Annotated in this window: 17 protein-coding genes; 9 read left to right on the top strand and 8 right to left on the bottom strand. The window is 68.0% G+C overall.

The features are described 5' to 3' along the window. Positions 1–470 precede the first annotated feature (470 nt). From PQB87_RS28100 to PQB87_RS28080, 5 genes are all read left to right on the top strand, one after another. Complete coding sequence (locus PQB87_RS28100; RefSeq protein ID WP_021157628.1) at positions 471–1,886, top strand: NAD(P)/FAD-dependent oxidoreductase; 1,416 nt, start codon at positions 471–473, stop codon at positions 1,884–1,886. Between the two features lie 188 nt (positions 1,887–2,074). Continuing rightward, on the top strand, positions 2,075–3,499 hold the full coding sequence (locus PQB87_RS28095) for an amino acid permease (protein ID WP_027791249.1): 1,425 nt from the start codon (positions 2,075–2,077) through the stop codon (positions 3,497–3,499). 223 nt (positions 3,500–3,722) lie between these two features. Next, the gene (locus PQB87_RS28090) at positions 3,723–6,659 is read left to right on the top strand and encodes a molybdopterin oxidoreductase family protein (RefSeq protein WP_489243021.1); all 2,937 of its coding nucleotides are present in this window, start codon (positions 3,723–3,725) and stop codon (positions 6,657–6,659) included. Positions 6,660–6,675: 16 nt separating this feature from the next. Then, on the top strand, positions 6,676–7,422 hold the full coding sequence (locus tag PQB87_RS28085; RefSeq protein ID WP_489243020.1) for a 4Fe-4S dicluster domain-containing protein: 747 nt from the start codon (positions 6,676–6,678) through the stop codon (positions 7,420–7,422). Positions 7,423–7,459: 37 nt separating this feature from the next. Continuing rightward, complete coding sequence (locus PQB87_RS28080) at positions 7,460–8,407, top strand: dimethyl sulfoxide reductase anchor subunit family protein (protein ID WP_059684232.1); 948 nt, start codon at positions 7,460–7,462, stop codon at positions 8,405–8,407. A 26-nt stretch (positions 8,408–8,433) separates the two neighbouring features. Here the strand turns inward: PQB87_RS28080 and PQB87_RS28075 are convergent, their stop codons facing one another. Next, positions 8,434–9,186, bottom strand: a complete 753-nt coding sequence (locus PQB87_RS28075) for an IclR family transcriptional regulator (RefSeq protein WP_489243018.1) — start codon at positions 9,184–9,186, stop codon at positions 8,434–8,436. 210 nt (positions 9,187–9,396) lie between these two features. Between PQB87_RS28075 and PQB87_RS28070 the strand changes: the two genes are divergently transcribed. Next, the gene (locus PQB87_RS28070) at positions 9,397–10,389 is read left to right on the top strand and encodes an AAA family ATPase (protein WP_489243017.1); all 993 of its coding nucleotides are present in this window, start codon (positions 9,397–9,399) and stop codon (positions 10,387–10,389) included. Beyond that, positions 10,386–12,107: a cobaltochelatase CobT-related protein gene (locus PQB87_RS28065; RefSeq protein ID WP_489243016.1), complete on the top strand. Its 1,722-nt coding sequence runs from the start codon at positions 10,386–10,388 to the stop codon at positions 12,105–12,107. The genes PQB87_RS28070 and PQB87_RS28065 overlap by 4 nt, the downstream gene beginning before the upstream one ends. A 76-nt stretch (positions 12,108–12,183) precedes the next feature. Here the strand turns inward: PQB87_RS28065 and PQB87_RS28060 are convergent, their stop codons facing one another. The 6 genes from PQB87_RS28060 to pdxR all read right to left on the bottom strand — a co-directional run bounded on the left by PQB87_RS28060 (position 12,184) and on the right by pdxR (position 21,818). Continuing rightward, positions 12,184–12,951 (bottom strand): sulfite exporter TauE/SafE family protein, encoded by a 768-nt coding sequence (locus PQB87_RS28060; protein WP_027791255.1) that lies wholly within the window; start codon positions 12,949–12,951, stop codon positions 12,184–12,186. Further along, entirely contained in the window at positions 12,948–13,982 is a 1,035-nt protein-coding gene (gene pta / locus PQB87_RS28055; RefSeq protein WP_489243015.1) for a phosphate acetyltransferase, read from the bottom strand. The genes PQB87_RS28060 and pta overlap by 4 nt, the downstream gene beginning before the upstream one ends. A gap of 137 nt (positions 13,983–14,119) precedes the next feature. Next, a complete protein-coding gene (xsc, locus tag PQB87_RS28050) occupies positions 14,120–15,937 on the bottom strand; it encodes a sulfoacetaldehyde acetyltransferase (protein ID WP_021157638.1) in 1,818 nt (605 codons plus the stop codon). 160 nt (positions 15,938–16,097) lie between these two features. After that, positions 16,098–16,496, bottom strand: coding sequence for a nuclear transport factor 2 family protein (locus PQB87_RS28045; protein WP_059684225.1), 399 nt, complete (start codon positions 16,494–16,496; stop codon positions 16,098–16,100). A 375-nt stretch (positions 16,497–16,871) separates the two neighbouring features. After that, a complete protein-coding gene (locus PQB87_RS28040) occupies positions 16,872–19,766 on the bottom strand; it encodes a GH92 family glycosyl hydrolase (RefSeq protein WP_489243014.1) in 2,895 nt (964 codons plus the stop codon). Between the two features lie 525 nt (positions 19,767–20,291). After that, a complete protein-coding gene (pdxR, locus tag PQB87_RS28035; RefSeq protein WP_489243013.1) occupies positions 20,292–21,818 on the bottom strand; it encodes a MocR-like pyridoxine biosynthesis transcription factor PdxR in 1,527 nt (508 codons plus the stop codon). 270 nt (positions 21,819–22,088) lie between these two features. On the opposite strand from pdxR, the gene PQB87_RS28030 reads away from it, so the two are divergent. Both PQB87_RS28030 and phnY read left to right on the top strand, forming a co-directional pair. Beyond that, a complete protein-coding gene (locus tag PQB87_RS28030) occupies positions 22,089–22,427 on the top strand; it encodes a GNAT family N-acetyltransferase (RefSeq protein WP_060065685.1) in 339 nt (112 codons plus the stop codon). A gap of 59 nt (positions 22,428–22,486) precedes the next feature. Beyond that, entirely contained in the window at positions 22,487–23,941 is a 1,455-nt protein-coding gene (gene phnY, locus PQB87_RS28025; RefSeq protein ID WP_489243012.1) for a phosphonoacetaldehyde dehydrogenase, read from the top strand. A 45-nt stretch (positions 23,942–23,986) separates the two neighbouring features. On the opposite strand, the gene PQB87_RS28020 is transcribed toward phnY, so the two are convergent. Then, positions 23,987–26,227: a TonB-dependent receptor gene (locus PQB87_RS28020; RefSeq protein WP_489243011.1), complete on the bottom strand. Its 2,241-nt coding sequence runs from the start codon at positions 26,225–26,227 to the stop codon at positions 23,987–23,989. Positions 26,228–26,412 lie beyond the last annotated feature (185 nt).

Raw genomic sequence — 26,412 nt, 5'->3', positions numbered from 1 at the left:
CGGGGCTGTTTCGACGGGGCGGTCGTCGGTCGTCGATCAGCGGTCGGCGCCGCGCCCGCGCGCGTGTCCGCGCCCGCGTCGCTGATCGTTGCCGCCAACCGCTCGTCCGCTGCTGCCCGCCGTTCGGGCTCCCGATTGTCCGGGGGAGAGCCCGCGCCGCGACTGCCGCCGCCCGCCCGCCATTCACCGCCATTCCCCGCCGTTCGACACCCTCGTACGCTGGTCCAAGCGAATCCGGCCCACTGGCCCTACCTGCCAAAAAACGGCCTGCCTACACTTTCCTCGACAGATCGCCGCATTGAAGCATCTGCACACGATCGACCCGAAGAGAACGATCAGGAGACAGGCATGACCAACAGGCAGTCGGCAGCATTCGCCCGCCCGGCGAGCGTACGCCCCGCATCAGTCAGTCGAATCGCCTCGCGCGCCCGTTGCGGCGCGGCAGGCAAGCCCGCATCGGAGGTCTGACCATGTCGACCCCTTCCATCGAACGCACCGCGAGCGGCTTCGCCGGCGGCCGGTCGAACGATACGCGTTACGACCCGACCTACGATCCGCTCGTGTCGCCGGGGCCAGGTTGCGGCAAGCAGTACGCGCCGACCTACTGGGTCGCGACGGCCGGCAACCCGCCGCCCGACGACGGCCCCGTCACGCGCGATCTCGACGTCGACGTCGCGATCATCGGCGCGGGCTACACGGGCCTCGCGACCGCGCTGTGCCTCGCGCGGGACCATGGCATCAAGGCCGTCGTGCTCGAAGCCAACCGCACCAGCTGGGGCTGCAGCAGCCGCAACGGCGGGCAGGGGCAGAACGCGTCGGGCCGGCTGTCGCGCTCGCAGTGGATCGAGCGCTGGGGCAAGGACGTCGCGCTGAAGATGCACGACGAGATCCTCGAAGGCTTCGAACACTTCAAGTCGCTCGTGTCGGAAATCGACTGCGATCCGCAGCCGGGCGGCCATTTCCTGATCGCGCACCGTCCGCGCATCATGGCGAAGCTCGCGGCCGAGGCGAAGGTGTGGAAGGACGTGTTCGGCTACCCGTCCGAACTGCTGAGCGCGGAAACCTTCCGCCGTGAATTCATCAACGACCACGAGGCGGCCGGCGCGCTGCACGAGCCGGAAGGCATCGGCATCCATGCGCTGAAGCTCGCGTTCGGCTACCTGCGCCTCGCGCGCGCAGCCGGCGCGAAGGTGCATACGAGCAGCCCCGTGCTCGGCTTCGAGACGATCGACGGCGTGCACCACCTGCGCACACCCGGCGGCGTCGTGCGGGCCCGCGCGGTCGGCATCGCGACCGGTGCGTACACGGCGCAGACGCTGCATCCGTCGCTGCGCAGCAAGGTGATGCCGATCCTGTCGAATTCGATGGTCACGCGCCCGCTCACCGACGCGGAAATCGACGCGTGCAATTTCCGCACGACGCAGGTGCTGACCGATACGCGTACGCTGCGCTTCTACTACCGTTTCCTGCCCGATCGCCGTCTGCAGATCGGCAGCCGCAGCGCGATCACCGGCGACGATGCACCGAACCCGCGCCATGTCGAATTGCTGAAGGAAGGGATGGCGCGCAAGTTTCCCGCGCTGCGCGGCGTGCAGATCGATTATTCGTGGTGGGGCTGGGTCGACGTGAGCCACGACATGATGCCGCGCGTGTGCCAGCCCGATCCGCGCCAGTCGGTGTACTACGCGCTCGGTTACGGCGGCAACGGCGTGTCGTATTCGCAGCAGGCCGGCCGCCGGCTCGCCGAGCAGATCGCGGGGAAGGGCGCACGCCAGACGCTGCCGATCTTCACGTCGCCGCTGCCCGGCCACCCGTTCGCGCCGTTCCGGCGCATCGGGCAGCGGATGCTCTACCTGTCGTACTTCAGGAACGACGAAAAGCCCTGAAAAGCCCTGAAGGCAGTGCACATCGCCCGGTGTGATGCAACGCGCGCCGGGCTGTCCAACACAAGAAAAGCAACGGAAATCCGTGCGGCCGGGGCTGCAGGCGCCCCTGTACGCGCCGTCGCCGGCGGCGCCCGCGTTCACCCGACGGTGGCGCGGGCGGCGTCCGGACAACTGGATATGGAGAAGACATGCAACCCTCGATGAACCAGAGTGACCTGAAGTGTGGGCTCAAGCAGCGCCACATGACGATGATCGCGCTTGGCGGCGTGATCGGTGCCGGGCTGTTCGTCGGCAGCGGCGTGGTGATTCAGCAGACCGGGCCGGCCGCGATCCTGTCGTTCCTGATCACGGGCGGGCTGGTCGTGCTCGTGATGCGGATGCTCGGCGAGATGGCCTGCGCGATGCCGGCCGTCGGCTCGTTCTACGAATACGCGCGGCTCGCGTTCGGCAACTGGCGCGGGCCCGGCAAGATGGCGGGTTTCCTCACCGGCTGGATGTACTGGTATTTCTGGGTGATCGTCGTCGCGCTCGAAGCGGTCGCCGGCGCCAAGCTGATCCAGTTCTGGCTGCCCGACACACCGGCGTGGATCATCAGCCTCGCGCTGCTGGTCGTGCTGACGCTCACGAACCTGATCTCGGTCGGCAGCTACGGCGAGTTCGAATTCTGGTTCTCGTCGATCAAGGTCGGCGCGATCATCGTGTTCCTGTTCCTCGGTGGCCTCTACGTGCTCGGCCTGTGGCCCGCGTCGATGCACACGACTTCCGTGCTGCCGACGCTGCTCGGCCACGGCGGCTTCATGCCGCTCGGCATCGGGCCGGTGATGAGCGGGGCGGTCGCGGCCACCGGCTTCTACTTCGGCGCCGAGATCGTCACGATCGCGGCGGCCGAGGCCAAGGAGCCCGCGAAAGCCGTCGCGAAGGCCACCAATTCGGTGATCACCCGCGTGCTGGTGTTCTACGTCGGCTCGGTCGCGCTCGTCGTCGCGCTGGTGCCGTGGAATTCGCATCAGATGGCCACGCCGTACGTCAGCGCGCTCGAAGTGATGGGCCTGCCGGCCGCCGCCAACGTGATGAACGCGATCGTGCTGACGGCCGTGCTGTCCGCGCTCAACTCGGGCCTCTATGCGGCGTCGCGGATGCTGTTTGCACTGACCCGCCACGGCGATGCGCCGGCCGCACTCGCGAAGGTCAACAAGCGCGGCGTGCCGGTGCGCGCGATCCTGCTCGGCACGGTGTTCGGCTACGTGTCGGTCGTGATGTCGTACGTGTCGCCCGATACCGTGTTCGCGTTCCTCGTCAACTCGTACGGCACCGTCGCGCTGTTCGTGTACGTGCTGATCGCGTTCTCGCAACTGCGCCTGCGCAAGCGTCTCGACCCGGTGGCCGCGAGCAAGCTGCGCGTCAGGATGTGGGCGTATCCGTACCTCACCTGGGTCGCGATCGTCGGCATGGTCGGCATCCTCGTCGCGATGGCGTTCATCCCGGATCAGCGCAAGCCGCTGTGGCTCGGCGTCGCAAGCCTCGCCGTGCTGGTCGTCGCTTACGGGCTCACGCGCCGCAGCCGCCGCGAGCATCTCGACGACAGCGAACTGCTCGCGTATCCGCCGCGGTAATGCCCGGTAACGCTTGACGTCGAAGGCCCGGCACGCAAGCCGGGTCTTTGCGCATGGGGCGCCGGCGGCGGCCCGATGGATCGTGGGGCCAACTATCGGGCCGCGCGATAGAACCGATCGGCGGATGCGACTTTATGTCGGCGGCCGGCGCGACTAGCATGGACGAATCGATTCACGGGCGTGCCCCGCGGGGGGCGCCCTCATCCGCGAACGAGGACAGACGATGGAACATCGGGCACGCGAGCGCGACGAACAGGCCGAAATCAAGACGACGACGTGCTACATGTGCGCGTGCCGCTGCGGCATCCGCGTGCACCTGCGCGACGGCGAGGTGCGTTATATCGACGGCAATCCGAAGCATCCGCTGAACCAGGGCGTCATCTGCGCGAAAGGTTCGTCGGGGATCATGAAGCAGTATTCGCCCGCGCGGCTCACGCAGCCGCTGATGCGCAAGCCGGGCGCCGAGCGCGGCGACGCGCAGTTCGAGCCGGTGTCGTGGGACGTCGCGTTCGACGTGCTCGAAAAGCGCCTCTCACACCTGCGCGCGACCGACCCGAAGCGGTTCGCGCTGTTCACCGGCCGCGACCAGATGCAGGCGCTCACCGGCCTGTTCGCGAAACAGTTCGGTACGCCGAACTATGCGGCGCATGGCGGGTTCTGTTCGGCAAACATGGCGGCCGGGATGATCTACACGATCGGCGGCTCGTTCTGGGAATTCGGCGGGCCCGATCTCGACCACGCGAAGCTGTTCTTCATGATCGGCACCGCGGAAGACCACCATTCGAATCCGCTGAAGATCGCGCTCGGCAAGTTCAAGCGCGCGGGCGGCCGCTTCATCGCGATCAATCCGGTGCGCACCGGCTACGCGGCGATCGCCGACGAATGGATTCCGATTCGCCCCGGCACCGACGGCGCGCTGTTCATGGCGCTGATGCACGAGCTGATCGCGCGCGACGCCTTCGACCTCGAATTCGTGTCGCGCTTCACGAACGCGGCCGAGCTGGTCGACCAGCGCGACGGCGCCGACACGTTCGGGTTGTTCGTGCGGGACGCCGGTGCGCCGGAAGTCAACGCGCTGTATCCGCAGAACCGGATGTGGTGGGACACGAAGACGAACCGCGCGGTGCTGCATCATACGGAAGGCGCCGAACCGGCGCTCGACGGCCGCTACACGCTCGACGACGGTACGCCCGTCGCGCCGTCGTTCACGCTGCTGCGCGAGCAGGTGGCCGGCTGCACGCCCGAGTGGGCGGCCGACATCACCGGCATCGCGGCCGACACGATCCGCCGCCTCGCCCGCGAGATGGAGACGGTCGCGCGCGAGCATGCGATCGAGCTGCCGGTGCGCTGGACCGATTCGTGGGGCAAGGAACACGCGACGGTGAAGGGCGTGCCGATCGCGTTCCATGCGATGCGCGGGCTCGCCGCCCATTCGAACGGCTTCCAGACGATCCGCGCGCTCGCGGTGCTGATGTCGCTGCTCGGCACGATCGACCGGCCGGGCGGCTTCCGGCACAAGGCGCCGTATCCGCGCGCGGTGCCGCCGTCGGCGAAACCGCCGAACGATCCCGGCCAGATCAGGCCGAACACGCCGCTTGCGACCGGCCCGCTCGGCTGGCCCGCCGGCCCCGAGGACCTGTTCGTGCATCCGGACGGCACGCCCGCGCGGCTGGACAAGGCGTTCTCCTGGGAATACCCGCTCGCGGTGCACGGGCTCATGCATTCGGTGATCACCAATGCGTGGCGCGGCGATCCCTATCCGATCGATACGTTGCTGATCTTCATGGCCAACATGGCGTGGAATTCGTCGATGAACACGACGGAAGTGCGCAAGATGCTGGTCGACAAGCGCGACGACGGCGAATACCGGATCCCGTTCCTGGTCGTGTGCGATGCGTTCGCGTCGGAGATGACGGCGTTCGCCGACCTGATCCTGCCCGACACCACCTACCTCGAACGGCATGACGTGATGTCGGTGCTCGACCGGCCGATCTCCGAATTCGACGGCCCGGTCGACTCGGTGCGCGTGCCCGTCGTGCCGCCGACCGGCGAGTGCAAGCCGTTCCAGGAGGTGCTGATCGAGCTCGCGAGCCGGCTGAAGTTTCCGGCCTTCACGACGGCGGACGGGCAGCGCAAGTACCGCGACTATCCGGATTTCGTCATCAACTTCCAGACCGCCCCGGATTCGGGCACCGGCTTCCTGATCGGCTGGCGCGGCAAGGACGGCGACAAGGCCGTCGTCGGCGAGCCGAACCCCGACCAGTGGAAGCGTTACGCGGAGAACAACTGCGTGTACCACCACCGGTTGCCGGAGCCGCTGCAGTACATGCGCAACTGCAACGGGCCTTACATGCAGTGGGCGGTCGAAAACGGGATGCGCAAGTTCGGCGTGCCGATCGTGATCCAGCTCTACTCGGACGTGATGCAGAAATTCCGGCTCGCCGCGCAGGGCTGCACGTCGGGCCGCCAGCCGCCCGACCATCTGCGCGAACGCATCGCGCGTTATTTCGATCCGCTGCCGTTCTGGCACCGGTCGCTCGAAAGCGGGTTGACCGACGCGGGCCGCTATCCGCTCGCGGCGATCACGCAGCGGCCGATGGCGATGTACCACTCGTGGGATTCGCAGAACGCGTGGCTGCGGCAGATCCACGGCGAGAACCATCTGTTCGTGAACCCCGTGACGGCCGCCGCGCAGCAGATCGACGACGGCGCGTGGATCTACGTCGAATCGCCGTGGGGCAAGGTGCGTTGCCGCGCACGCTACAGCGAGGCCGTGGAGCCCGGCACCGTGTGGACGTGGAACGCGATCGGCAAGGCGGCCGGCGCGTGGAATCTCGGGCCGCAGGCGGGGGAGTCGCAGCGCGGTTTCCTGCTGAACCACGTGATCACCGACGAGCTGCCGGATGCGGCGCGTGACGGCGCGCGGATGTCGAACTCCGATCCGATCACCGGGCAGGCCGGCTGGTACGACGTGCAGGTGCGGATCTATCCGGCCGAAGCGGATGCGGCGACCACGCTGCCGCAGTTCGCGCCGATGCCGGCGCTGCCCGGCACGCCACGCGTGCTGCAGCGCGTGCAGGCGTATTTCGCGGGCACCGGCGCATTCGCCGCGCGGCTGCGGCGCGCGACTTCCGCCGGCCCGAAACCTGACGACCGTTGATCGAAGGAGCACGACCATGACCCAGATGGCCCTCGTCATCGACCTGAACGTGTGCGTCGGCTGCCATGCCTGCGTGACGAGCTGCAAGGAATGGAACACGTCGGGCGAAGCCGGCAGTCTCGCCGATCTGCGCCCGTACGACGACGATCCGTCCGGCACGTTCTTCAACCGCGTGCAGATGTACGAAGCGGGCGTGTTCCCGATGACCGACACGATCCATTTCCCGAAGTCGTGCCTGCATTGCGAGGATCCGCCGTGCGTGCCCGTCTGTCCGACCGGCGCGAGCTACAAGCGCAAGTCGGACGGGATCGTGCTGGTCGACTACGACAAGTGCATCGGCTGCAAGTACTGCGCGTGGGCGTGCCCGTACGGCGCGCGCGAACTCGACGAAGGCCGCAAGGAGATGACGAAGTGCACGCTGTGCGCGGACCGCATCGACAACGACGCACTGCCCGAACGCGACCGGAAACCCGCGTGCGTGCTCGCGTGCCCGACGTCGGCGCGGCTGTTCGGCGACGTGCACGATCCGGAGTCGGACGTGTCGCGCGCGATCCGCGAGCGCGGCGGTTATGCGTTGATGCCCGAATGGGGCACGCGGCCGTCGAACCATTACCTGCCGCGCGTGAAGACCGAAGCGTCGTGCGCATGCGGCAGCGGCGGCGGATGCGGCAGCGGGTCGACCGGCCGCGACGAGAGCGACTCGTTCGAAGCCCGCGCGGCGCGTGGCGACGTCGATCTCGTGTCGCTCGCGACGCAGCGCTGAGCCCCGCGCTTTTCATCCAGAACCAGACGGAGTTTCCATGCGCCCAGCCTTTTCGGTCGTTTTCCTCACCACGCTGTGCGGCGCCGCACAGGGTTTGCTGTTGACGCTCGTGAGCGTCGAGGCGCTCGCGCGCCTGGCCGGCGTCGACGTGGCCGCCGCGTTCTACGTGACGGGCGCCGCGCTGTCGGTCGCGCTCGGCGTGCTCGGCCTGTTCGCGTCGTTCTTCCATCTCGGCCACCCCGAACGCGCGTGGCGCGCGATCGCGATGTGGCGCACGTCGTGGCTGTCGCGCGAATGCATCGCGCTGCCGGTGTTTCTCGCGTGCGCGTTCGCGTATGGCGTGGCCCACCTGTTCGGCTGGCCCGGCACGTTGCTGATCGGCGCGGCCGGCGCGCTCGCGAGCGTCGCGCTGTTCGTGTGTACCGCGATGATCTACGCGTGCCTGCGTTTCCTGCAGGAATGGGCGAGCCCGTTGACGCTCGTGAACTTCGTGCTGCTCGGCTGCGCGTCGGGCTGCACGCTGGCGACGGCTTGCGCCGCGTGGCTCGCGCCGGCGCTGGTCGGCCGGCTCGCGGCGGCCGCGTGCGTGCTGACGCTCGCGGGCTGCGTCGCACGGCTGGCGTCGCTCGCGCGCAATGCGCGGCTGCGGCCGAAGTCGACCGTGCAGAGCGCGACCGGCATTCGCCACGAGAAGGTCGAACAGAAGTCGCGCGGTTTCACGGCCAGCGCGTTCAATACGCGGGAGTTCTTTCACGGGCAGGGCAACGGCACGCTGCGTGCGGTGAAGGCCGGCTTCCTGACCGGCGCATTCGCGGTGCCGTTCGTGCTGACCGGCGCGGGTGCGCTCGCGCCGACGTCGGTCGCGGCGGCCGTCGTGCTCGGCGCGGCATTCGTGATCCAGTATGCGGGGCTGGTCGCGGAACGCTGGTTCTTCTTCGCGGATGCGCGGCATCCGCAGAACATCTACTACCAGCGCGCGTCATGACGTTGCGCGCGTGCCGCCGCGCGGCGCTAGAAGGTCGCCGCGAGCGCGCCGGCCGCTTCCTGCAGGCGCGGCACGCAGTCGAGCAGCCGCGACAGCGGTGCGCGCGACACGGGCGCATGCACGGCGACCGCGGCGATGCACGTGCCGTCGTCGCCGACGACCGGTGCCGCGATGCACGCGATGCCCGCGACGAATTCCTCGTTGTCGATCGCGACGCCCTTGTGCGCGGTGCGGTCGAGTTCGGCTTCGAGCAGTTCGGGATCGGAGATCGTATTCGGCGTGTAGCGCGGCAGCGCCAGCGCGCGCACCAGCGCGGCGCGCTCGTCGCGCGGCAGCAGCGCGAGCAGCAGCTTGCCGCTGGCGCTGCAATGCGCGGGCACGCGCGAGCCGGGCTTCAGGTCGAGCCGCAGCGGCCAGTCGGCTTCGACGCGGTCGAGATAGACGACTTCCGTGTCGTGCAGCGCGGTGAGGTTGCAGGTTTCGCCGAGATCGGCGACGAGCCGTTCGAGGATCGCGTGGCGCAGCCGGCGCGCGCCCGCATGCAGCATCACGCCGGTGCCGAGCCGGGCGAGGCGCGGGCCGATCGCATACGCGTTCTTGCGGCCCGGCTCGCGGATCACGAGGCCGCCGGCTTCGAGCGACGCGAGCATCCGGTGCAGCGACGCCTTCGGGATATCGACCTCGCGCACGAGATCGGCGAGCGACACGGCATCGCCGGCCTGGACGAGATGTTCGAGCAGCGCGAAGGCGCGCAGCGTGGGCGTATCCGCGGGCAGCATGGCAGGCGTTCCGGAAACTGGACTGCGGCCATTGTACCGAACGGCCCGACAGGCCGGCCGCGCGGGGCGGCGGGTGCGGCAAGCCGGCACGGATTGCCGGCGATGGGACGAATCGTTCCGTAAACAAGGATCGACGCCCGCGCATCAGGTAGCGACACGAAAACACCGACAAACACCGACAAAGACAGGCAACGACAGGAGCGCAACGCAATGGAAGGGGTGACGAACAAGCCGGACTGCATGGTGTCGGTCCGCGAACGGTTCGGGTTCGATTCGGACCTGATGGTGCCCGCGTTCAGCGCGCGCGACGACCACGTGCCCGATATCGACGACGCGTACCGTTTCAACCCGGACGTCACGCTCGCGATCCTCGCCGGCTTCGCGTGCAACCGCCGCGTGCTCGTGCAGGGGATGCACGGCACCGGCAAGTCGACGCATATCGAACAGGTCGCGGCGAGGCTGAACTGGCCGTGCGTGCGCGTGAACCTCGACGGCCACATCAGCCGCCTCGACCTCGTCGGCAAGGATGCGATCGTCGTGCGCGACGACGTGCAGGTGACCGAGTTCCAGGAAGGCATCGTGCCGTGGGCGCTGCAGCGGCCCGTCGCGCTGATCTTCGACGAATACGATGCGGGGCGGCCCGACGTGATGTTCGTGATCCAGCGGATTCTCGAACGCGACGGCAAGTTCACGCTGCTCGACCAGAACCGCGTGATCCATCCGCATCCGTCGTTCCGGCTGTTCGCCACCGCCAACACGGTCGGGCTCGGCAACCTGAACGGGCTGTATCACGGTACGCAGATGCTCAACCATGCGCAGATGGATCGCTGGAACGTGGTCGCCACGCTCGACTATCTGCCGCGCGACGAGGAGATCGGCATCGTGCGTGCGCGCGTGCCCGAACTCGCCGACGAAGCCGGCCGCCCGCTGCTCGAATCGATGGTGAGCCTCGCGGAGCTGACGCGCAACGGCTTCGCGACCGGCGATTTGTCCACGCTGATGTCGCCGCGCACGGTGATCAACTGGGCCGAGAACTGCCGGATTTTCCGCGATCCGGCGCTCGCGTTCCGGCTCACGTTCCTGAACAAATGCGACGACGCCGAACGGCCCGTCGTCGCCGAGTATTACCAGCGCTGCTTCGGCGAGGAACTGGCGGTTGCGTCGCGCGCCGGCGGCGGCGGCGCGCCGGGAGCCGGGCGGTGAGCGCCGATCGCGACGCCGCGCGCCGCGCGTCGGCACGCGAAGCGCTGGGCGCGTCGACCGTGCGTGCGCTGACACGCGATGCGGCGCTGCATTACCGTGCGGGCCGCGTGTGCCGCGACCTGCGGCCGCTGCCGATCCACGCGCCGCACCTGCGCGCGCAGGCCGCCGACGACGATCTCGCGTCGTGGCGCGGCGCGGCCGACGGCGCCGCGTTGCGCATCCTGCATTCGGATGCCGGCCTGCATCGCGTGTTGTCCGGCGACGATCCGGTCGAACGCGTGCTGTTCGAAATGCTCGAGCAACTGCGCTGCGAGTCGCTCGCGCCACCCGCGATGCGCGGCGTCGTGCAGAACCTGCGCCATCGTTTCGAAACCTGGTCGCGCGCGTTTCACCGGTCGGGGCAGGCCGATACGCATGTGGGGATCCTCGTGTACACGGTCGTGCAGATCGCATGGTCGCGGCTGACCGGCTGGCCGGTGCTCGAAGAAACGGAAGACCTGATCGAAGCATCGCGCGCGGCGATCGTGCCGGAGATCGGCGTGCCGCTCGCGGGGCTCAAGCGCTGCCGGCACGATCAGCGCGCATTCGCGGAACATGCGCTGACGCTCGCGCGCCGGATTGCGGCGATGATCCGCGACGCGCGCGCGGCCGTCGTCGAAACGGCATCGGAAGACGCACGTGAGCAGGACGATGCGCTGACGAATTTCTCGTTATGGGTCGATTTCGACGACACGGGCATCGACCTGCCGGCGCTCGTGGAAACGGGCGACAGCGTCGTGCTGCATGGCGGCGATGCGGTCTATCGCGCGTACACGACGCGTTACGACCGCGAACTCCGGCCGGCCGCGCAGATCCGCGCGGCACTGCTGCGCGAGTATCGCGACCGGCTCGACGGCCAGGTCGCCGCGCAGCGGATCAACGTCACGCGGCTCGCACGGGTGCTGCGCGCGGCGCTCGTCGTGCCGCAAGCCGACGGCTGGTCGTTCGGCGAGGAGCACGGCCGCCTCGACGGCCGCCGGCTCGCGCAGCTCGTCAGCTCGCCGGCCGAACGGCGGTTGTTCCGGCTCGAACGCGTGCGGCCGCATGCGGACTGCGCGCTCGCGCTCCTGATCGACTGCTCGGGATCGATGAAGACGTGGATCGACGGCGTCGCGCTGATGGTCGACACGCTGGCCCGCGCCGGCGATGCCGCCGGCCTCGCCACCGAAGTGCTCGGCTTCACGACGCTCGCCTGGAACGGCGGCCGCGCGCGGCAGGACTGGCTCGCGCGCGGCAAGCCGCGCCATCCGGGCCGGCTCAACGAAACCGGCCACCTGGTGTTCAAGGACGCGGATACGCGCTGGCGGCATGCGCGCACGGGCATCGCCGCGCTGTTCAAGGCAGACCTGTTCCGCGAGGGCGTCGACGGCGAAGCGGTCGAATGGGCATGTGCGCGGCTCGTGGCGCGGCCGGAGGCGCGCAAGATCCTCGTCGTGATCTCGGATGGCAGCCCGATGGACGGCGCGACGGCGCTCGCGAACGATCCGTTCTACCTCGACAATCACCTGAAGCAGGTGGTCGCGCGCCAGGAGGCGGCCGGCCGCGTCGACGTCCTCGGGCTCGGCGTCGGGCTCGATCTCGGCCCGTACTACCGGCACCGGCTCGCGATCGATCTTGCGTCGGTGCCGGACATGAAGCGGCTCGTCGAAATCGCGCGCTGGATCGGCGCGCGGCGGTGAAGCGAGTACTGTGCGTGCGCATCGCGGCGCGAATGCCGCGCGTCGGAGGGTTCGGTGCGGCAAGCGCCGCGCGGCGCTACACGCCGCGCAGCAGCGGCGGCAGCGACGTCGCGATCAGCCCGATGCCGATCGCCATCAGCACGCCGAACGCGAGCCGGCGCAGCGCGACCGGCGACAGCGGCGGCGGATAGTGGCGCGCGGCGACCGTCGTCAGCATCACGACCGGCGTCGCGATCGCGGCCAGCAGCCAGATGTCGCGATCGATCTGGCCTTCGCAAGCGCTGTACAGCACACGCGTGGCCGAGGTCGTCGTGAACAGCACGATCAGCGCGCAGCGGATCTGCACGAGCGTCAACGGCTGCCGGTAGAACTGGAAGATCAGCGGTGGCCCCGACACGCCGAACATGCCGCTCAGCAGCCCGCCGAACAGGCCGCTGACGAAGAAGCTGCGGTTGTCCGAGCGCGCCGTGAGCGGCGTCGGGCGCAGCGCCGCGCTCAGGCCGCCGTACAGCACGACCGCGCCGAGGATCAGTTGCAGCAGGTCGGCCGCCGAGCGGCTCAGGCATTCGAGCAGCAGCACGCCCGCGACCACCGACGGCAGGATGCCGAGCGTCGCCGCGCCGACCGCGCGCCAGTCGATGTGATGCAGCCGGCCCGGCAGCGCGGCCGCGCCGTTCGCGAGCGACACGACGCTCATCAGCGTGGCGACGGTGGCGAGCGGCGCCAGCCCGAAGCCGCTCGTCGCGCCCATCACGATCATCCCGAGCCCGAAGCCGGTGACGGTCTGGAAATAGCTGCCGGCGCCGATCACCGCGATCAGGATCGCCAGTTTGTCGGCCGTCATGCGTGCGCGGCCTCGCCGGTCGCGGCGCGTCGCGCGGCCGCCTGCGCCTGCACGGTGGTCGCCGCGATCACGTGATACACGTCGTCGGCGCCGCAGCCGCGCGACAGGTCGTTCGCGGGCCGGCGCAGCCCCTGCAGCAGCGGCCCGACGGCCTTCGCGCGGCCGATCCGTTCGGCGAGTTTGTAGCCGATGTTGCCGGCCTCGAGGCTCGGGAACACGAGCACGTTCGCATGGCCGCCCACCTGAGAGTGCGCGATCTTGCGCTCGGCGATCTCCGCGACGATCGCCGCGTCGAGCTGCACGTCGCCGTCGATCGCGAGGGTGGGGCGCCGTTCGCGCACCTGCGCGGTCGCGGCCGTCACCTTGTCGACGGCCGCATGATGCGCGCTGCCGCTCGTCGAGAACGACAGCATCGCGACGCGCGGCGCCTCGCCGAGCAGCGCTTGTGCGCTGTCGGCGGCGGCCATCGCGATTTCGGCGAGCTGGCCGGCATCCGGATCGACGACGAGCGCGCAGTCGGAGAAGATCAGCCCGCCCTTGATCGTGTGGAACGGTTCGCACAGCATCATCAGGAAGAAGCTCGACACGATCCGGAACGCCGGGTCCACGCCGATCAGCTGGATCGCCGCGCGCACGACGTCGGCCGTCGCATGCACGGCGCCCGCGACCGAGCCGTCCGCATCGCCGAGCCGCACCATCAGGTTGGCGTACGTCAACGGATCGCGCACCGCGTCGCGCGCTGCGTCGGCGGTCATGCCTTTTTTGGCGCGCAGCGCATGCAGCGCGTCGGCATACGCATCGTGTTGCGGGGCGTCGGCCGGATCGACGAGCGTCATGCCGTCGAGATCGATCGCGTCGCACGCGGCTGCCGCGTGGATGGCCGCACGGTTGCCGACGAGCACGATGCGCGCGATGCCGTCGCGCGTCGCGCGCGCGGCGGCGTGCAGCACGCGCGGATCGTCCGCTTCGCACAGCGCGATGCGCATCGGCGCGCGGCGCGCGGATTCGAGGATGCGGTCGAGGGCTTTCATCGTTCGCTCGCTGAGGAATGGAAAACGGGAAGGAAAAACGGCCGGATGCGGCGGCCCGCACGGGGCACGGCGTCCGGCCGGGTTCAGGCCGCGCGGCGATGCGCGTGGCCTGAAGCGGTTGCGTCAGCGACGCGGGCTCACACGTAGTCCTTGTATTTGTCGAGCATGCGAACCGGCTTCGACAGCGCATCGCGGCGGAACGGATCGCCGAGTTCACGCGTGCACATGATCTCGATGATCGTGGTCTTGCCTTCGTTCATCTGCATGTCGATCGCGCGCTTGAGCGCGGGGCCGACGTCCTCGAGGCGGTCGACCGTGATCCCTTCGGCGCCCATCGCGCGCGCGATCGCCGCGAAGCTCTGGTTGTCGAGTTCGCCCGCGACGAAGCGGCGGTTGTAGAAGTCGACCTGGTTCTTCTTCTCCGCGCCCCACTGGCGGTTGTGGAACACGACGGCCGTGACCGGGATGTTGTGGCGCACGCAGGTCATCGTTTCCATCAGGCTCATGCCCCACGCGCCGTCGCCCGCATACGACACGGCCGGACGATGCGGTGCGGCGACCTTCGCGCCGATGATCGTCGGGAACGCATAACCGCAGTTGCCCCAGCTCATCGCCGCGAAGAAGCTGCGCGGCTTGTTGAAGCGCAGGTAGCTGTTCGCGACCGAGTTGATGTTGCCGATGTCGGTCGACACCATCACGTCCTCGGGCATCGCCTTCTCGAGCTCGCGGAGCACCTGGCGCGGATGCAGGTACTGGCCGCCGCTGAACGGCTTCTCGTGCTTCTGCTCCTCGATCATGTCGAGGCTGTATGCGTCGCGCTCGTGCGTCCAGTCGTCGAGTTCCTTTTCCCACGCGGCCTTTTCGGTCGCGATCTGGTCGGCGCGATCGCCGCGCGAGCCGTCGCACGCGAGCGTGCGGCCCTCGAGGCGTTGCGTGAGCGCGATGGCTGCCGCCTTCGCATCGCCGCAGATGCCGACCGAGATCTTCTTCACAAGGCCGAGCATCTTGTGGTCCGCGTCGATCTGGATGATCTTCGCGTCCTTCGGCCAGTAGTCCATCCCGTGCTGCGGCAGCGTGCCGAACGGCCCGAGGCGCGAGCCGAGCGCGATCACGACGTCCGCGCGCGACAGCAGTTTCATCGCGGCCTTCGAGCCCTGGTAACCGAGCGGGCCGCACCACAGCGGATGGTTCGCCGGGAACGAGTCGTTGTGCAGGTAGCTGTTGACGACCGGTGCGCCGAGCCGTTCGGCGAGCGCCTTGCATTCCTCGATCGCATCGGCCATCACGACGCCGCCGCCCGAGATGATCACCGGGAACTTCGCCTGCGCGATCAGCGCGGCCGCATCGTCGAGGCTCTGTTCGCCGCCGGCGCCGCGATCGAGCCGGCGCGGTTGCGGAATCTCGACCTTGACCTTGCCGTAGAAGTAGTCGCGCGGGATGTTCAGTTGCGTCGGGCCCATCTCGGCCTGCGCGCGGTCGAAGCAGCGCGCGGTGAATTCGGCCATCCGCGCCGGGTGCGTGACGTGGCCCTGGTACTTCGTGAATTCCTGGAACATCGGCAGCTGGTTCGCTTCCTGGAAACCGCCGAGGCCGATGCCCATCGTGCCGGCTTCCGGCGTGACGATCACGACCGGGCTGTGTGCCCAGTACGCGGCGGCGATCGCCGTCACGCAATTGCTGATGCCGGGGCCGTTCTGGCCGATCACGACGCCGTGGCGGCCCGACACGCGTGCATAACCGTCGGCCATGTGGCCCGCGCCCTGTTCGTGCACGACCGGGATCAGGCGGATGCCGGCGGGCGCGAAGATGTCCATCGCGTCCATGAACGCGGAGCCCATGATGCCGAACATGTCGGTCACGCCGTTGGCCGCGAGGGTTTCGACGAAGGCTTCGGACGGCGTCATGTCCTGCGGACCGCTGGCCGATGCACGCAGGGAAGTGGATTGTTCGCTCATGGGTTGTCTCCGATTGTTCAATTAACGGAACGTCTTGTTCCAGATGCTATTTGCCGGGAAAAGCCGGTCAAGTCATTCCATCTGCTGCGGGGAAATGTGGAATGAAATGAAATGATTCGTTTCAAAATGCGCGCGGGTACGGTGGCCCCGAGTGGTGCGCTCAGGCCGGCTGCTTCGGCCGTTCCTTGCGGAACGCACGCTTGACGGCGATCAGCCCGTCGCGGAATTCGAACAGGTCGCAGCCTTCGGCCTCGATGCGCCAGCCTTCGGCGTGCGTGCCGGTGAACACCCACTCGGACACGCCGCGCTCGCCGGTCACGTAGTGGCGGCCGCGGCCCCAGTGCGCGTCGGGGAAGGTCTTGAACACGGCTTCGAACGCGGCGCGCACGGCATCGCGGCCGACGAAGCGCGTGCCGTGGATGTCGGGGCCGCCGGCTGCGTCGAATACGCAGTCCTCGGTCATGAAGCCCATCAGCGCATGCGCGTCATGCCGGTTGAATGCGTCGGAAAACGCCGCGAGCGTGGCGGCCGTGACGGGGGCGGTGAGCGTATCGGACATAACGTGTCTCCTGTCGAATGGTGGGCGGTGCGCAAGGCGCTGGCGCGCATGCGGCACGCGGTATCGACACGTTAGTGAGCGCTCGTTTCTGGCGGTAGCGCCAGTTCGGGGGATTCGGTTGGGCCAGCGGCAGATGCCGGGCACGTTCGCGCGTTCACGGGCCTCCCGACGTGGCGGGACGCACGGCTTGAACCGGTGTCGTGCCGTCTCGCACGACGCGACGGCGAACGAGGTCGGCGAGCGCGGCGTGCACGGAAAATGGCGGACGAGGGCTTCGGCCGCCATCGGGGCGGGACCCGCGACGCGGGCAAGCGGGAGGAGGCGGGGGGGCACATCGTCGCGCGCGATGTGCCGCCCCCGCCGGTCATGCGGGCATCACGATGCCGTCATGCCGATACCGAACACGTGCATCTTGCCGGCGCTGACCTGCCGCGGCAGCACGATACTCGTCACCACCTTGCCGGGCGGCACCGGAATCTTCTGCGCGAAGATGTAGGTCTTGACGTTGTCCTGCTGGCCGTTGCCGGCATTGCGATAGGCCATCGTGACGGCCACCGTCGAGCGTGGGCTCGCGCTGCCGCCGTTCAGGGTCCAGTCGTCGAAGGCCAGCGTGACGGCCTGACTCGACCCGTCCGCGAAGTTCAGTTGCGCGATCCCGCTGCTCGGGCCGTTGTTGGACGAACCGAGCACCACGACGCCGGTGCCGGCCGATCCCGGCGGCAGCATCACGGTCTGTCCGACGGTCACGGTGTTGTCGAGCGAGAGCGGCCCGCCCGCCACCGTCACGGTGGCGCCGGCCACCGCGAACGGCTTGCCGGGCTGCACGCCCGCCGCGCCGAGCGCATTGACCGAGTAGCTGAACAGGCTGCCGTCGAAGTCCGCGCCCTGACCGTCGGTATTGGTCGCACCGTCCATGCTGAAGCCGCGGTTGTTGTAGCTGTCGGCCGTGTTGAGCGCCACCGGTACGCCGAACGACGGCGGCTGTGCCTGGGCGCCCCATCGGGACGGTGCGCTGCCCATCGCGAAGTGCAGCGTCGCACCATTGGCGATGTCGTCATAGGCGACCCATGCGGCAGGGTGGGCACGACCGTTGATCGACAGCGACTGCACGTAGCTCGAGGCCGGCGCGCCTGCGGCACGGATCCGCCAGGTGTGGCCGTTGCCGAGTCGCACGTCGATCTGCGGGAACTGCGGGCTGCCGATCGCCAGGCCCGCGACGCCGGGGATCTGCGGGTACAGGCCCAGCGCGCCCCACACGTACCAGCCCGACACGGCGCCGAGGTCGTCGTTGCCCGGCAAGCCGTCGGGGCCGGTGCCGAACGCGCTGGCCATGATCTGCTGCACCACGCGCTGCGTGCCCGACGGTTGCGCGGCCCAGTTGTAAAGCCACGGCACCTCGAAGGTCGGCTCGTTGCCCATGTAGAAATTCGGCAGGCTCAGGCCGGCATTGAGCACCGTGAAGAACTGGTCGAGCCGCGACGTCACGGCCGTGTTGCCGCCGAGCTGCGCGAACAGGCCCGCCGCGTCGTACGGCACCATCCACGTGTACTGTTCGGCATTGCCCTCCACGTAGTTGTCGCCGCTGCCCGGCGTTTCGGGTATCCACGCGCCGTTCGATTGCCGCGCCGCGATCAGCGGCGGCGTCAGCGCGGTATTGAGCAGGTTCTGCCAGTAGGCCGAGCGGCTCAGCAGCATGCGCTGCGTGGCGGTATCGCCGAGTGCGCCGGCGAAGCGCGAGATCGCGAAGTCGCTGCTCGTGTATTCGAGCGTCGACGAAGCCTGCCCCCACTCGCCGCCGGTGATGTAGCCGCCCTGCAGGTAGCTCGCGCGGCCGCCGTTGGTGGTCACGTTGTTGCAGGCAGTGCCGGGGATGTTCGCCATCTTCACCATGTGCTGCAGCGCGGAGCGCGTATCGAAGCGCCGCGCGCCGAATGCGTAGGCGCTCGAAACGATCAGCGAACCGGCATCGCCCGGCATCACGCCGTCCTCGACGTTGTCGTTGACCCAGTGCGGAATCGCGCCGCACTGATCGGCGTCGTTGACCAGCGACTGGATCATGTCGCTGGTTTCGGACGGCGCGAGGATCGACTTGAGCTGGATCAGCGAACGGTAGATGTCCCAGCCCGAGAACGACGAATACTGCGCGTTCTGGCCTTTGGCGAGCTGGTGCACGGTATTGTCGAAGCCGATGTACTGGCCGTTCGCGTCGCTGAAGATGCTGGGCGCCCACAGCGCGTGATAGAGCGCCGTGTAGAACTTCTTCTTCGCGTCGAGCGTCCCGCCCGCCACGCGGATCGCGTTGAGGCGGTCGTTCCAGATTCTGTCTGCCTGCGTGCGCACGCCCTCGAAGTCCCAGCCGCGATTTTCCGCGTCGAGGTTGGCCTTTGCATTGGCGACGCTGACGTACGAAATGCCGATCTTCATCCTGACCGCCTGGCCGGGACGGAAGCCGAGCTGCGCCACGCCGTGCGAGATCGACGCCGACGTGAACGCCTGGTCGAACGCGGCATAGAAGTAGACGGGTACCGGCACCGAGTTGCCGCAGAAGCCGCCGCCGATCGTGCTGCCCGAGAGGGCGCTGCCGGAAACCTGCGTAATCGCGCCGGTGGTCGAGGTCTTCGTATTGGTGCGCGTCGCGTCGAGTACCAGCAGCGCGGGTTTTCCGGCCGGGTAGGTGAACCTGCCGAAGCCGGTGCGCAGGGTGGCGGTCAGTTCCACCTTGATCTGTGAATCGAGCAAGACCGAGTAGTAGCCGGGCCGGGCCGTTTCATTCGCATGACTGAAGGTCGGAACGAGCTGCGTCGCGTCGGTGGTCGGCATGACCGGGAATTCACCGTTGTTGCCGCTGCAGCCGGCACCCGGCATGTGCGTGACGCTGAAACCCTGGATCGAATGGAGGTCGTAGTAATAGCCGGCCGGCGAGTTCGGTTCCTTGCTGTCGTTCGGCGCCGGCGTGGTGTTGGTGTCGGGCGCCCATTGCACCATGCCCGACGGCAGCCCGGCGGCCGGCACGACGCTGCCGGCCTGTCCCGCCGGCACCGGGTTCGGCGAATTGCTCGCGAGCGTGCCGATCAGCGGGTCGACATACTGCGTCAACGACAGGCTGCGGTTGTCGTCGAGGTTGGTCGTGTCGGCCGCACCGGCCGACGATTCCGCCGGATGTGCGGCCAGTATCGACGCCGCCGTTCCATCGCTGCCGTCACCGCCTCCGCACCCGCTCAATGCGCACGCCGCGGCCAGCAACGCCGCGAGCGTCGTGAATCGACTCATGATCGTCCCCTCCAGTCGGAGATGCCTTTTTGCCTTGACGATCCCGACGATCGAATCACGGGATCGCTGTGGGTTGTTGCAGTCGTGATGCGTCGTAACACTAGGATTCGTATGAATTCGCTGTCAATCCGAATAACGGATTTGTAATGTTTTTATTAGATTTACTAAACGAGTGGAAACGACGGGCAGGCAGTGGAACGGTATCGGCGGGTGCAACGGATTCGGCGAGCGCGTGGCGAATGCAGGGTTCTACGACAAGGCGAGAAACAACGTGCCGATCGGGGGCGGCGCACGTTGCGTGCGCACGTGAACGCGACCTCTACCCGAAGGCAGCCTGCAGCCCGGCAGCGCAACCCGATCGATCGTTACGATCGGCACCTGCGCGCGTCGCACGGGAGCGACGCGCGCGACACCGGCGACATGCTTGCCGCGCAACGAAAGCCGGGATCGTTTCCGGATGCGTGATTGTGCACGAGGGGCGAGGGCGATCACGCAATCGGTGGCGCGACGCCTCTCCGCATCCGGTCAGGTGCCCGGCTTTTGCGCCCGCACGCACTGCGCCAGCGCCCGCACGCCCGGCTCGATCCGCTCGAGCGGAATCGCGGAGAACCCCATCCGGAAGCAGCGTCGCGCGTCGCCCGTATCGTCCATGAAGAACACGCCGCCCGGCTCGATGAGGATGCCGGCCGCCTGCGCGTCGGTCGCGAGGCGCGTGGCATCGAGCCACGGCGGCCCCTCGACCCAGCACGACGCACCGCCCGTCACACGCACATGACGCGCTTCCGGCAGATGCGCATCGAGCGCGGCCATCAGCGCCTGCGAGCGCTCGCTGTATGCATGCGCGAGCCGGCGCAGCAGCGCGTCGTGATGACCGAGCGCGAGAAAGGTTGCGAACGCACGCTGGATATACGCGACCGGATGGCGCACCATCAGCCGCCGCAGCGCGCGCAACTCGCGGATCAGCTCGCGCGGCCCGACCACGTAGCCGAGCCGCAGCCCCGGCGCGAACGTCTTCGACAGGCTGCCGACGTAGATCACGCGGTCGGCCGTGTCGAGGCTCTTCAATGCCGGATGCGGCGTGCCGGAGAACGTGTTCTCGCTCTCGTAGTCGTCCTCGATGATCACGAAATCGTGCTGCCGCGCGCAGTCGAGCAGCGCGCGGCGGCGCTCGACCGGCATCGTCGCGGTGGTCGGGCACTGGTGGCTCGGCGTCACGTACACGTAGTCGCAGCGCGCCAGCGTATCGGCGAGCGCATCGGGCGCGATCCCGTGGCCGTCGACGGGCAGCGGCAGCAGCCGCGCGTTGCGGTTCTCGAAGATGTTGCGCGCGTCGGGATAGCCGGGATTCTCGAAGCCGACCGTCGTGTGCTTGCCGCACAGCAGGTCCGCGATCAGGTACAGCGCCTGCTGGCAGCCGTTCGTGACGACGATCTCGTCCGGCATCGCGAACACGCCGCGCCGCGGCAGCACGCGCGTGCGGATCTGCTGGATCAGCGATTCGTCGTCGCGCTCGATCAGGTCGGGCGCCCAGTTGCGGATCTCCATCACCGACAGCGCCTTCAGGCAGCATTCGCGCCAGTCGTTGGTCGGAAACAGCGACTGGTCGAATTGCCCGTAGATGAACGGAAATTCGTAGTGCTGCCAGTTCGCTGGCTTCACGATGTTGCGCTGCCTCGACGGCGGATGCGCGATGCGCTTCTCCCATGCGGGGCGGCCCGGCGTGTCGTCGTTGCCGTGCGGTTTCTCGCCGGATTTGGCCGCCGCGAAGCCGGGTACGCCCTCGAGCATCTTCGGGTTCACGAAGTGCCCGCTGCGTTCGCGCGAGATCAGGTAGCCCTCCTCGACGAGCATCTGGTACGCGAGCACGACGGTGTTGCGCGCGACGCCGAGCTGGTCGGCGAGCTCGCGGCTCGACGGCAGCGCGGCATCGGGGGCGAGCTGGCCGTCGAGGATCGCGGCCACGAGCATCCGCCGGATCTGGTCCTGCAGGCTCGACGCCGACGACCGCCGGAACTGCTGGGCCCATAGGGCGGTCGGGGTACGACTCGGCATGCTTCCTCCTGTGATCGGTACGGGGAACGCGAGGCGGTGCGCGTTGGGGTGCGCGTGGCCCGCGAGAGGCGCGGTTTCGCGAGAATACGCGCGTCGCGCCGCGGATGTGGACTCAATGAAAGGTGTCGTCTGGCACTACTGCGCGCCGACGTGGCAAGACGATACTCAACTCGTCGCCCCTGGACGATCCGGATAACTCCCCGGTACGTGGGCGCGGGGGGGCGTGCGCGCATCGCGTTCGCCCGCATCGTGATGCGAAGGGAGGCGGCCATGCACGTCGTCGTGTTCAGGGATCGCTGCGAGCGCGTGATCCGCATCGTGTTCGACGACACGCGCGCGACGGCGGTCGCGTATCGCGACGACGAGGCGATCGGCGAACTCGGCATCGACGACGGCGGCGGTGCCGCGCGATCGCCGTCGCTTGCGCGGTTGTACGTGGAACCCGCCTATCGGCGCAGCGGCATCGCGCACACGCTGCTGGCGTGTGCATCGCGCGAATTCGGACGGCCGATCCGCATCGACACCGGCGCGCGTGAGTGGCCCGACTCGCCGGCATGGGCGACGTTGTGCCGCTGCCTCGAATACGAAGGGCTGGTCGTGGTGCGCTAGTGCGCGCCGCGGCACCCGCTAGCGTGGCCACGATCACGCATCACGACAACGGAGACGACATGAGCACGGTCCTGAAGCCGATTCCCGCTTCCGACGTGCGGCACGAAGCGTTGCGCATCGACGGGCAGCGCGTGTGGCGCGACGCGGTGATCGAAGTGCGCAACCCGTACGACGGTGCGCTGGTCGGCACCGTGCCGAAGGCGACGCTCGACGACGTGCGGCGCGCGTTCGCGGCCGCGCGTGCATACCGGCCGGCGCTCACGCGCCACGATCGCGCGGCGATCCTGCGCCGCGCGGCCGACATCGTGCGTGCGCGCACGGCGGAGATCGCGGCGCTGATCACCGCCGAGGCCGGGCTGTGCATCAAGGATTCGACATACGAGGCGGGCCGCGTGGCCGACGTGCTGACGTTCGGCGCCGGCGAAGTGCTGAAGGACGACGGGCAGATCTTCTCGTGCGACCTGACCCCGCACGGCAAGAAGCGCCGCGTGTACACGCAGCGCGATCCGCTGCTCGGCGTGATTTCAGCGATCACGCCATTCAACCACCCGATGAACCAGGTTGCGCACAAGATCGTGCCGTCGATCGCGACCAACAACCGGATCGTCGTGAAGCCGTCCGAGAAGGTGCCGCTGTCGTGCTACCTGTTCGCGGACATCCTGTACGAAGCGGGCCTGCCGCCGCAGATGCTGCAGGTGCTCACGGGCGACCCGAAGGAGATCGCCGACGAGCTGATCACGAACCCGGCGATCGACCTCATCACGTTCACGGGCGGCGTATCGATCGGCAAGTCGATCGCGGCGCGGATGGGCTACCGGCGCGCGGTGCTCGAACTCGGCGGCAACGATCCGATCATCGTGATGGAAGACGCCGATCTCGACGAAGCGAGCACGCTCGCGGTATCGGGTTCGTACAGGAACTCGGGGCAGCGCTGCACGGCGATCAAGCGGATGCTCGTGCACGAGTCGGTGGCCGATCGCTTTACGGAGCTGGTCGTCGAAAAAACGCGTGCGTGGTCGTACGGCAATCCGGCCGATTCGTCGGTGGACATGGGTACGGTGATCGACGAAGCGGCCGCGAAGGTCTGCGAGCAGCAGGTGAACGACGCGATCGCGCGCGGGGCGCGGCTGCTGGTCGGCAACGTGCGCGACGGCGCGCTGTATTCGCCGACGGTGATCGATCGCGTGACGCCCGACATGCCGCTCGTGAAATACGAGACGTTCGGGCCCGTGTCGCCGATCATGCGTTTCCGCGACATCGACGAAGCGATCAGGATGTCGAACAGCACCGACTATGCGCTGTCGTCGTCGGTGTGCACGAACCGCTTCGATCACATCACGCGCTTCATCACCGAGCTGGAAGTCGGCAGCGTGAACGTGCGCGAAGTGCCGGGCTACCGGCTCGAGCTGACGCCGTTCGGCGGCGTGAAGGACTCGGGGCTGGGGTACAAGGAAGGCGTGCAGGAAGCGATGAAGAGCTTCACGAACGTGAAGACGTATTCGCTGCCGTGGTGAGCGCGGCGAGGAGGGGCGTACCACGCCCTCCCGCCGCCGACCGCGTTACTGATAGAAGTTGAGCGTGACCATCGCCGAACGGCCCGGCGCCCAGGTCGCGTAGATCGGGTACGCGCTCGCGTAATACTTCTTGTCGAACAGGTTCTGCACGTTCAGCTGGACGTCCATCGTCTTGTTCACGCGCCAGGTGGCGGCCGCGTCGAAGCGCGCGTAGCCGGGCGTCCATTTCTTCGTCGTCGCGGATACCGACGCATAGGTCTGGCTCATCACCGTCGCACCGGCGCCGAACGTGAGCTTCGGCATCACGTCGTAGCTCGTCCACAGCGTGAAGTTGTGCTTCGGCACCATCACCATCGGCAGGCCCGATGCGCCCGGGCTGCCGGGGCCCGCGTCGGTCGTGATCGCGTTCAGGTACGAGTAGCCGCCGAACACGTGCCACTTCGGCGTCATGTTGCCCGCGAAGCCGAATTCGAAACCGCGCACGCGCTGCTTGCCCGCGTTGACCGTGTGACCGAGGCCGTCGCTCACGCGCGCATTGGTCTTCTCGGTCTGGAACAGCGCCGACGTCAGCGACAGTTGATCCCGCAGCACGTCCCACTTCGCGCCGATCTCGATGTTGCGCGAGCGCTCCGGCGCGAGGTCCTGGTTCGTCGCGGTGATCTGGTCGGTGCCGCCGCCGAGGCCGCCGTTCGATCCCGGCGGGTTCGACGACGTGCCGTACGACGCATACAGGCTCACGTTGCTCACCGGCTTGAACACGAGGCCGAACTGGTAGCTGAACAGGTTCGACGTGTTCGACAGGTCGGCGACGCCGGCCTGCTTGCCGGTCGTGTCGTAGCGGTCGAAGCGCAGCCCCGTGTTGAACTGCCAGCGCTCGGACAGCTTCACGGTATCGAAGATGTACGCCGACACGGTGTCGGTGCGCGTGTTCGTCGTCGCGCCGGGGAAGCCCTTGTCGCCGTTCAGCACGATGCTGCCGGTCCACGGCATGTTCGGGTTCCAGCCGCCCGCGAGCGGCGTGCAGTTGCCGGCCACCGAGCACGGGCCGCCCGAGCGGATGTTGTGACCGGCCGAATCCGACACGAGGTAGCCCTCGTAGCGCGCCTGTTCATGGCTGAACTCGACGCCGGCCGTCATCGTGTGCTTCATGCCGAACAGGCTCGCGCTGCCGGTCACCTCGGTCTGGTTCGAGAAGCCGTTGAGCGCGTACTTGCCGCTCTTTGCCTGCAGGCTCAGCATGTTCGGGTTCGACGCGAGGATCTGCGGGTTCGTCGCGACGTAATCGAGCGTCGAGCGGCCGAACATCGTCGTGTTCTTCAGCTTCCAGTCGTCGTTGAGCTTGTGCTCGACGCGCACTTCGGCGGTGTCGGTCTGCCCGTAGCGGTAGTCGCGCGTGTTCAATCCGAAGAACTGCCCGCGATCGGTCGGCACCGGCGTGCCGCCCGACGCGCGGAACGGCACGCTGAAGTCCGGCATGTCGTACGAGTTCATGTGGTAATAGCTGACCGTGACCGTGGTCGGCGTGTTCAGCCCGAACACGATCGACGGCGCGACACCCCAGCGCTTGTTGTACACGTCGTTGCGGCCGGCCTGGTTCGCGTCGTGACCCATCACGTTCAGGCGCACGGCCGTCGTGTCGTTGATCTTGCGGTTCGCGTCGACCGTCGCGCGCTTGTAGCCGTCGGTGCCGAAGCCGATGCTGCTGTTGATGAAATCGTCGTTCTTCGGCGTCTTCGTGACGATGTCGATGCTGCCGCCCACCGAGCCGCGGCCCGCATAGACCGAATCGGGGCCCTTGATCACGCTGATCTGCTCGACCGCGAACGTTTCGCGGTTCTGCAGCCCCGAGTCGCGCATCCCGTCCACGAAGATCGAGTTGCGCGATTCGAAGCCGCGGATCACCGGGCGGTCGGCCGACGGGTTCGCGGCCGCATCGCCGCCGAGGAACGTGATGCCCGGTACCGAGCGCAGCGCGTCCGCGAACGACGTGACGTTCTTTTCCTTGATCAGTTGCTCGGGGATCACGGTGACCGAGCGCGGCGTATCGAGCAGCGGCGCGGTGAACTTGTACGACGGCGATTGCTTCACCTGCATGTCCGACGGCGCGGACGACTGGATCGTGATCGTCGGCAGCGTCACCTGCACGTCGGCGGACGGGGCCGGCTGGTCGGCGGCGGGCGTGGGAGAGGGTACCGTTTCGGCGGAGGCGAGCAGCGGGGTCAGGAACACGGAGCAGGTCAGCGTCGACACGAGGGCGCGAGGCCTCGTCTTGAACTGGGCGGGCATATCGAGAGGCAGCAGAAGGTTCGGTGAGCGGGCGCGTCTTCTCGATGCAGGCCGGGCAGTGCGGAACATCGGAAAACGTCAATGTAAATGCGTATGATTCGCGTTTGCGGTCGCAATTGTACGGATTGGTACTAATTCTGTAAACGATTGAATGGTTTTTGTACTAATTCGGTCAGGTCTTCGTG

Source organism: Burkholderia sp. KL41, assembly GCF_057005415.2.
This window is presented reverse-complemented; position numbering and strand designations above follow the sequence as displayed.

Coding starts and splice junctions, on each gene's coding strand:
- PQB87_RS28100 (WP_021157628.1), top strand. CDS start 471: ATGTCGACCCCTTCCATCGAACGCACCGCGAGCGGCTTCGCCGGCGGC.
- PQB87_RS28095 (WP_027791249.1), top strand. CDS start 2,075: ATGCAACCCTCGATGAACCAGAGTGACCTGAAGTGTGGGCTCAAGCAG.
- PQB87_RS28090 (WP_489243021.1), top strand. CDS start 3,723: ATGGAACATCGGGCACGCGAGCGCGACGAACAGGCCGAAATCAAGACG.
- PQB87_RS28085 (WP_489243020.1), top strand. CDS start 6,676: ATGACCCAGATGGCCCTCGTCATCGACCTGAACGTGTGCGTCGGCTGC.
- PQB87_RS28080 (WP_059684232.1), top strand. CDS start 7,460: ATGCGCCCAGCCTTTTCGGTCGTTTTCCTCACCACGCTGTGCGGCGCC.
- PQB87_RS28075 (WP_489243018.1), bottom strand. CDS start 9,186: ATGCTGCCCGCGGATACGCCCACGCTGCGCGCCTTCGCGCTGCTCGAA.
- PQB87_RS28070 (WP_489243017.1), top strand. CDS start 9,397: ATGGAAGGGGTGACGAACAAGCCGGACTGCATGGTGTCGGTCCGCGAA.
- PQB87_RS28060 (WP_027791255.1), bottom strand. CDS start 12,951: ATGACGGCCGACAAACTGGCGATCCTGATCGCGGTGATCGGCGCCGGC.
- pta (WP_489243015.1), bottom strand. CDS start 13,982: ATGAAAGCCCTCGACCGCATCCTCGAATCCGCGCGCCGCGCGCCGATG.
- xsc (WP_021157638.1), bottom strand. CDS start 15,937: ATGAGCGAACAATCCACTTCCCTGCGTGCATCGGCCAGCGGTCCGCAG.
- PQB87_RS28045 (WP_059684225.1), bottom strand. CDS start 16,496: ATGTCCGATACGCTCACCGCCCCCGTCACGGCCGCCACGCTCGCGGCG.
- PQB87_RS28040 (WP_489243014.1), bottom strand. CDS start 19,766: ATGAGTCGATTCACGACGCTCGCGGCGTTGCTGGCCGCGGCGTGCGCA.
- pdxR (WP_489243013.1), bottom strand. CDS start 21,818: ATGCCGAGTCGTACCCCGACCGCCCTATGGGCCCAGCAGTTCCGGCGG.
- PQB87_RS28030 (WP_060065685.1), top strand. CDS start 22,089: ATGCACGTCGTCGTGTTCAGGGATCGCTGCGAGCGCGTGATCCGCATC.
- phnY (WP_489243012.1), top strand. CDS start 22,487: ATGAGCACGGTCCTGAAGCCGATTCCCGCTTCCGACGTGCGGCACGAA.
- PQB87_RS28020 (WP_489243011.1), bottom strand. CDS start 26,227: ATGCCCGCCCAGTTCAAGACGAGGCCTCGCGCCCTCGTGTCGACGCTG.